Here is a 7,137-nt window from a genome sequence, read left to right as displayed (position 1 = left end):
ACCCCGCGCTTGCTGCGGCTCCCGAACGGGCCGGTGGGGATGGTGCTGCGGTGCTGCGGTGGTGCGTTGTTCACGGCCCGGCGCGCAGACTCAGCGTGCGCCTGCGCGGTTCACCGTGCGCCGGTGCGGTTCACCTCGCGCCGACCCGGGCCATGCTCCCGCGCCCGTGCCGGGGCTGGACGGGCACGCCGGACGGCTCCGTGGCACGGCCCGCCGGCTGCCGCGTCGGACCGTGGCCCGCGCCCGCCGCCGAACCCGGTGCCGAAGGGCGTCGCGGCGGGGCCGCCACACCGTTCTGCACGTCCATCACGGCGTGCGCGACCAGGCCGCCCATCGGGTCGTGACGGATCAGATCCCGGAGCCGGGAGCGCGATGAACGCCCTTCGTTCCCCGGGTAGAGATGCTTGCCGAGCCCGACCGCATGGGCCAGCGCGGCAAGTGCCGCGGTCCGCGGGTCCGGTGGTACGCCGGTGCGGATCGCGTTGTCCAGCCGGGCCCTGATTTCCCGGCTGATGGCCGTCTCCGTCGCTTGGTAGCGCGTCGTCGGCAGCACCCCGCACATCTGCCCCTCCACGGCATGGACCATGCCGCAGCGTTCGAGATGCGAGAGATACGTCTGGCGCAGCCCCAGCCGGGGCCCGCCGATCCAGTGGACCGCGCGCACCGGGCTGCCGCGTCGGCGCAGCAGTTCGAGCGCGGAGTCCAGAGTCGGATCTCCGGTCGGCCGTGGCATCACCACGGCGATACGATCCCCGTCTGGGGCTATCCGTCCTGCCAGAGCCAGCTCTACTAGCTGGGCCCCGGCCAGGCCGAGGTCGAGCGACTGCGGCTGCGCTGTGGTGCCCGTGGTCGGGTCCAAAGCGAGCAGCAGAAGCTCCTCCGGAATTGTTCTACGGCTCCTGCCCATCCATGCCTCCCCGCGTGGATGAATGACAGGGTGACCCCTCTCACATTCATCTGTCGAGAGTGCGTGGGGGGTTCGATAGGGAACCGGTAGGTATGTCGTTCTCGTCTAGCACGTCGGCGACACCTTCCGTGGGGTGCGGCGGTGGGTGGAACGCATGGCGGCGCCCTCGCGTCCTCGCGGACACAGGACACTTGGGAACACTGGGCCAGGCAGCAGTGCGACGTACGAAGGAGACATCGGTGGCGGGCGAGTCCCCCGACAAGTCGGACAAGAAGCAGTCGTCGGGGCAGACGGCGCGGAGCGGAAGCGATCCGCGCCTGACCGTCTTCCGTGGGGAGCCGGACGAACCGGCGAAGGGGCCGGAGGAGTCGGCTGGCGAGCCGGAGGCGTCGGCGGACAAGCCGGCGGGGGCCGACGGGGCTCGTGATGCCTCTGGGAGTGCCGAGGCGTCCGGTGAGGCGTCCGGTGAGGCTTCTGAGGCGTCCGGGACTCCGGAGGCGCCCGGGGCTTCCGAGGCGGGCGGCGTGGGCGACGAGGGCCGGCTGCGGGACGTCGTGGCTGCGTGGGTCGCAGGCAAGGACGAATCCGGGGACGAGCCCGAGGGCGAAGCCGAGGATGGTCCCGGGGACGGCGCGGGCGCCGACCGGCCCGGGAGCGATGCGGAGGCCGCCACCGCAAAGCCGGGAGCAAAGACTGCGGACGGCGCGGATGGCGACGCGGACAGCGGTGCGGGCGATGACGTGAAGGGCGCTGCCGCGGCCACTGCCGGTGCCACTCCTGGTGCGGAGACCGAGGGTGAGGCCGAGCCCAAGGCTGCGGCCGAGGTCGTGGACCAGCCGACGGCGGTGTTCAAGACACTGGATGCGGAGCCCGGCGAGGATGACGCACCGGCCGACGACACCACGCGCGTCTTTGCCGTCGCGAAGCTCAAGGGCGAGGCGCAGGGCAAGGGCGGGGAAAAGAGCGAAGGCACGGAGAAGAAGGGGGAGAAGAGCGGCGGGAGCGAGCCGGAGAGCGGGAGCGTTCCGGACCAGGGCTCGGCCAAGGCATCGGCCGAGACTCCGGCCGAGCCGCCGGTCGACCAGGCCACCACCGCCTTCAAGATCACCCCGCCGGAGAAGCTCGCCGGCAAGCCCGCGGCCGAGGCGGACGCCGAGCCCGACGACGCCGAGCCCGACGACGCCGAGGCGGACAAGGCCGAGGGCGGCGCCGCGGCCGGCGACAGCAAGGCCGACGCCAAGCCCGCCACGTCCGATAAGGAATCCGACAAGGCGCCCAAGAAGGACTCCGGCGAGGCATCCGACAAGGCTGCTGAGAAAAAGCCCGAGAAGACATCCGGCAAGGAATCCGGCAAGGAATCCGGCAAGGAATCCGAGAAGGAAGCCGAGCGCACCAGCCAGTTCATCGCGCTGAAGTCGGACGACATCGGTGCCGAGAAGTCGATCGGCAAGACGGCCGACAAGGCCGCGGCGAAGACTCCCGCTGCCCCCGCGAAGCCGACGGCCGCCCCGGCGAAGGACGCCGGCGAACAGCCGCCCGCCACTGTCACCGGAGCCACCGCGGCCGCCACCGGCGCGACCGCCGCCCGGCAGCCGCAGCCGGACACCCCCGGTGTCCCCGAGGCCGAGCGGACCCGCCAGGAACCGCTGCCGCCGCTCGACCTGCTCGCACAGCTCACCAACACCCCGCCGCCGCCCGAGACCACGTTCCGTACCGTCGTGCGCCGGTTCAAGATCTGGACGCCGCTGGTCATCCTGCTGGCGGTCATCTTCGTGGTCGTCCAGGCCGCGCGGCCGCTGCCGGCCCCGACGCTCGCCGTCGGCTCGTCGACCGCGTTCACGTTCAAGGGCGACAAGTTCGCCATGCCCTGGCCCGACCAGGGGCAGTCCGCGGCGGAGGTCGTGGGGGTGGGCAGCCTGGGGACGTCGGGCAAGGAGAAGCCCGTGCCGACGGCGAGTGTCGCCAAGGTGATGACGGCCTACGTGATCCTGCGCGACCACCCGTTGAAGAACAAGTCCGACAAGGGCGAGACGATCACCATCGACGCCCAGGCGGAGGCCGACTCGAAGAAGAAGGACGAGTCGCGGGTGCCGCTCAAGAAGGGGCAGACGTTCAACGAGAACCAGATGCTCCAGATGCTGATGATCCCCTCGGGCAACAACGCCGCGCGCCAGCTCGCCCGTTGGGACTCCGGCAGCGAGGCCGCCTTTGTGAAGAAGATGAACGCGGCCGCCAAGAAGCTCGGCATGTCCAAGACGACGTACACCGACCCCAGCGGCCTGGACAAGTCGACCGTGAGCACCGCAGTCGACCAGCTCAAGCTGGCGGGCGAGGTGATGAAGAACGCCGCCTTCCGCGCCGTCGTCGCCACCGAGAACGTCCAGATCGAGGGCCTGCCCGAGCGGCTCTTCAACAACAACAGCCTGCTCACGACGATGTCGCCCGCCGTACGCGGCATCAAGACCGGTTCGAGCACGCCGGCCGGCGGCGCGTTCATGTGGGCGGCGTACCACACCGTGGGCGGCAAGGATCAGCTGCTGCTCGGCGTGACGATGGACCAGCGCACCAACAGCCCCGACCCCAACGCCCACCTCAAGCTGGCCCTGGACAACAGCGCGAAGGTGATCAAGGCGACCAAGGATGCGCTGGTCTCGGACACCGTGGTGAAGAAGGGGCAGGTCGTCGGCTACGTCGATGACGGCCTCGGCGGCGAGACCCCGGTCGTCGCGACCAAGGACCTCACCGCGGTCGGCTGGCCCGGCATGAAGGCGACCTTCGCCATCGGCGACGACGGCAAGGGCGTCCCGCACACTGCCAAGGCCGGAACGACGGTCGGCGCGCTGACCGTCGGCAGCGGCGCCAGCGAACAGAAGGTGCCGGTCGCGCTCCAGCAGGACCTGACCGAGCCGACGTTCGGCGCCAAGCTGACCCGGATCGGATAGCGCAGCGGGGCCCGGTCCACGCCGACCGGGCCCCGCCCGCCGAACCCCGCGAGGAACCAACGGGCCCTGCACACCCCGTAGTTCCCCCCGGCCCCCTCGCCCCCTCAGTTCCCCAGGCAATGCGTCCGTACGTGCCGGAGTCCGTCATCGACGTAACGCAAGCGCAGCAGCCCTACGTACCCGCCGGCTCGCCCGCACGAGCGGCGCCGCTGCTACGGAGCGCCGTGGCACTGGTCCCCGCCGCGCTGATGCTGGCCCTCGGCATGTGGGGCATCCGCCGCGACGACGCCATGTGGCGGGACGAGGCCGTCACCTACGACATGGCGCACCGCAGCCCGGCCGACCTCTGGGCAACGCTGCAGCACGCCGACGTCGTCCACGGCCTCTACTACGCCCTGATGCACGCCTGGTTCGCCGTCTTCGACAAGATCCTCGGGCCCGGTGGGCTCCTCGGCACGGCGTTCGGCGGCGCCGTCGGCCAGGACGTGATCGGGCTGCGGCTGCCCTCCGTCGCCGCCATGACCGCCGCCGCGGCCGGGGTCGCCCTCCTGGGACAGCGACTGGTCGGCCGCCGGGCCGGACTGGCCGCCGGAGTCACCTTCGCGCTGATCCCGGTCGTGCAGCAGTACGCGCAGGAGGGCCGCTCCTACGCGATGGTCTGCGCGCTGGTCGTCTGGGCCACGTACCTGCTGGTGCGGGCCGCAGCCGAAGCGCGGCGCGCACCCGGCAGGCCGCACCGGCTGCTGTGGAGCGGCTACCTGGCCCTGATGCTGTTCGCCTGCCTGCTGCACGAGTTCGCCTCGCTGGTGCTGCCCGTGCACGGCATCGCCCTCGTCCTCGGCCGCCTGCCCCGCCGCACCCTGCGGACCTGGGCATACGCCGCCCTCGCCGTCCTCGCGGGACTGGCACCGCTCGCCGTCTTCAGCACCCGGCAGACGGCACAGATCAGCTGGCTGATGTGGCCCAACCCCATCCAGCTGCTCACCTTCGCCGTCCTCGCGGTCGCCGGCATCGGCTGCTCGCGCGTGGCGGTGCGCTCCCGCGGCCCCATCGGACTGCGCGCCATCGGCCTCCCGCTGCTCCTCCTCCCCACCCTCCTCCTGTTCCTCCTCTCGCACGCCGAACCCGCCTACGTCGACCGCTACGTCCTCTACTACGTCGCCGGCTTCGCCCTGCTGGCCGGCGCCGCCCTGGCCCGGGTGCTGCGCCCGTCCGGCGAACAGGGCCAGACCCGCGGCCGGCGGCTCCGCAGATCCCTGGCCGTGGCCCTGGTCCTCGCGGCGCTGCTGCCCGTCGACATCCACCTGCGCAGCGCGGACAGCCGGGTCGACGACGCCACCGCCGTCGCCCGCGCCGTACAGGAACTGGCCGCGCCCGGCGACGGCTTGCTGTTCATGCCCGCCCGACGCCGCATCTGGGCGGCCGCCCATCCGGACGACTACCAGGAGCTGCGCGACCTCGCCCTGGACCGCAGCCCGGTGGCCTCCCACACCCTCTACGGCACCGAACGCTCCGGCGACACCATCAGCAACCGGATGCTCGCCACCCGCCGCCTCGTCGTCGCCGGTGATCCGCACGGCCAGCCGACCGACACCAACGACCAGGAAATCGCCAAACGCACCACCCTGCACAACGCGTTCGTCCTCTGCCGCAGCACGGAGGTACACGGCGCCCGGGTGGCGGTGTATGCGCGGATGGGGAGCGGCGGGTGTGCGGGGAGGGGGAGGTGAGGGTGGCGGTCGTTCTGTGGCGGGGGACCACTGGCTTGTCCGTCGTGGGCCCGGGGGAACGGGCCCAAGCCAATGGCCGGGAGGGTTTCCCCGCCCGGCCATTGGGTCGAAGCCGTCGAAGCCGCGGTTGCCGGCGGCTCACTCCTGGCTCACTCCGACCGACGCGCCGCCGTCCCACTCGTCCCAGGACGTCGCCGCCGCACCGACAGCCCCACCGCCGCAGCGCCCAGCGCACCGACGCCGCCGAGCAGACCGGCCGCGGGCAGGTGCCCGGCCTTCTCCGCCAGCCCGGCCAATCCTTCGTCCGGAAGCATGATCGACGTACGGCTGCTGGTCGGCACGGCGGAATCGGCCGCGAAGGCGGCACCCGTGGGCAGCAGCAGGAGCGCGAACGCACCGGCGGCGACGGCGGCGGTACGGATCACGGAGCGGCGCTGGGCCGGCATGGGGGTACTCCTCGTCGTGGGCGGACCGGGTCCGCCGAAAGCTGTGTGCGAGGCGGCTCCACCGGTTTGCGGCGGCAGCCACGGCCGAACTGACACGGCAACGCTACGGAGAGATCTTCACGACAATCCCTCCATCGTGTAACAGTCACCAAGATCTCTTGGCGCGGTCCTGTCACGGAATGGCCCTCCTGAACCTTCCTCCCGTCACGATCTTGGGTAGCTTGGTCAAGCTATGTACCGGTATGAGCAGGGTCATACGGACACCAGGGCACACGGTTACGCGGGGCGTACCGCCCTGCGCACTGCTGCCCGGCGGCGTCCGGGACGTCCGGGACGCCGGCTCCGTGGACGTATGGCCGGCGGGCGCGCGCCGTCGCTCACGCCTTTCGCCACCCGCGTACGGCCTCCCCACGGTGCGCCGCACATCCCCGGCGAAAGTGCCTCCAGGGGAGGGCGGTGACCGCGTGTGGCGACGGGTGAGGGTGGCCCCAGGGAAGGCGGTGGCCTTATGCGGCGGGCGAGGGTGACCCTCGTGGCGCTGGCCCCGCTCGTTCTCGTGGCGGGGTGCGCGGGGCTGGAGGGGTTGCAGAGCGACGGGCGGGCCAGGGACGTGAAGGCGCCGCTCGCGCTGTGGGCCGATCACTCGCCCGCACCCCTCGGGCGGGACGAGAACCCGGCCGTCCTCAAGGCCGTGCCGGGCGTCCCGCACATCCCCAGCGGCAACATGGCCGACGCCGACCCGCTCACCGTCCTCGACGCCGACCTGACCGACGACGGACGCCCGCCGCCGACCCCGAAATCCGTCCGCCGGCCCGTGCTGCACGACCTCACAGGCGACGGAAAACCCGACCTGATCATGGTCGTGGACCTCGACAGCCGCACCAGCGACCTGCGCGTCTACAGCGTCCGCCACCAGGTCGTGACCCGCGTACTGGCCCTCCGCGGGGTCCTGGCAGGCGTCGAACTCGCAGCCGGACACCTCGCCGTGCGCGAACCGACCAAGGACCCGCGCTACGTCAGCGTCACCGACTACCTCTGGGACAACGGCCGCATGACCCTGTGGAACCTCACCCTCGACGAGGCCCGCAAACCCCAGCCTGCCCATACCGGCG

5 protein-coding genes are annotated in these 7,137 nt (G+C 71.8%); 3 read left to right on the top strand and 2 right to left on the bottom strand.

Annotated features, from left to right (window positions below; translation table 11 throughout):
* Nucleotides 1-130 precede the first annotated feature (130 nt).
* Complete coding sequence (locus LIU39_RS34400; protein ID WP_227050913.1) at nt 131-907, bottom strand: GOLPH3/VPS74 family protein; 777 nt, start codon at nt 905-907, stop codon at nt 131-133.
* Nucleotides 908-1,146: 239 nt separating this feature from the next.
* Between LIU39_RS34400 and LIU39_RS35420 the strand changes: the two genes are divergently transcribed.
* Both LIU39_RS35420 and LIU39_RS34390 read left to right on the top strand, forming a co-directional pair.
* Nucleotides 1,147-3,849 carry a D-alanyl-D-alanine carboxypeptidase gene (locus tag LIU39_RS35420; RefSeq protein WP_227050912.1) on the top strand — a complete coding sequence of 901 codons (2,703 nt, stop codon included), beginning with the start codon at nt 1,147-1,149 and terminating at the stop codon, nt 3,847-3,849.
* Between the two features lie 224 nt (nt 3,850-4,073).
* The gene (locus LIU39_RS34390; protein ID WP_227050911.1) at nt 4,074-5,579 is read left to right on the top strand and encodes a glycosyltransferase family 39 protein; all 1,506 of its coding nucleotides are present in this window, start codon (nt 4,074-4,076) and stop codon (nt 5,577-5,579) included.
* Nucleotides 5,580-5,728: 149 nt separating this feature from the next.
* Here LIU39_RS34390 and LIU39_RS34385 read toward each other — a convergent pair whose 3' ends face one another.
* Nucleotides 5,729-6,025, bottom strand: coding sequence for a hypothetical protein (locus LIU39_RS34385; RefSeq protein WP_227050910.1), 297 nt, complete (start codon nt 6,023-6,025; stop codon nt 5,729-5,731).
* Nucleotides 6,026-6,557: 532 nt separating this feature from the next.
* On the opposite strand from LIU39_RS34385, the gene LIU39_RS34380 reads away from it, so the two are divergent.
* Nucleotides 6,558-7,137: hypothetical protein (locus tag LIU39_RS34380; RefSeq protein ID WP_227050909.1), on the top strand; the 580-nt coding region annotated here is incomplete at its 3' end.

It is taken from the genome of Streptomyces pinistramenti, from assembly GCF_020564935.1.
In the GTDB taxonomy this organism is placed as follows: Bacteria; Actinomycetota; Actinomycetes; order Streptomycetales; family Streptomycetaceae; genus Streptomyces; species Streptomyces pinistramenti.
The sequence above is the reverse complement of the archived record's forward strand: the minus strand, read 5'-3'. Positions and strand labels throughout refer to the sequence as shown.

Coding starts and splice junctions, on each gene's coding strand:
- LIU39_RS34400 (WP_227050913.1), bottom strand. CDS start 907: ATGGGCAGGAGCCGTAGAACAATTCCGGAGGAGCTTCTGCTGCTCGCT.
- LIU39_RS34385 (WP_227050910.1), bottom strand. CDS start 6,025: ATGCCGGCCCAGCGCCGCTCCGTGATCCGTACCGCCGCCGTCGCCGCC.